Annotated in this window: 1 pseudogene; it reads right to left on the bottom strand. The window is 45.2% G+C overall.

The window, feature by feature from the left end:
- Nucleotides 1–527, bottom strand: a pseudogene (locus tag R7Q09_RS28160) (sodium:glutamate symporter); the annotation flags it as partial.

Raw genomic sequence — 527 nt, 5'->3', positions numbered from 1 at the left:
GTGAAGACATTGTGTCTTTCATCACTGGTTCTTGTTCTGTTGGTTTTACAAGACCTTTTCGTTCATGTTCATCCATGCTGTCAAAAGTTGTAAAGCTTCGAATCCAACCCATTTTTAGAGCAAATTGAAGCATCAGCATGCCGATGGAAATTGAGATGAAGATACCGACTGTCGCAAAGGTCAAACCAAGCGTGAAGCCATCTTCCCAACCAAGACCCGTGAAAATATCTCCCGCAACTGAGGCTGAACCGTGACCACCCATGAAACCCGCAGACATTGTTACGCCAAAACCAGGATTGATTTCTGGCCAGAAAAATGTAGTTAAGAGCAGGCCAAACATTGCAGCAAATAACCACTGTGAGACAGAAGCAATTTGGTTAAATGCCCATAACGAGCCTGCACGTTGTGCGACAACTTTTGGGGATGGAACATCCGTTGCTAACCCTAACGCAGAAAAAAGTGCAGCAGTTAATAGGCTTGCGTTAGCGGTAAACGTGTCTGTCCACGGTAATAGATCGAGCATGGCA

The organism is Vibrio sp. 2130-1 (assembly GCF_033339515.1).
This window is presented reverse-complemented; position numbering and strand designations above follow the sequence as displayed.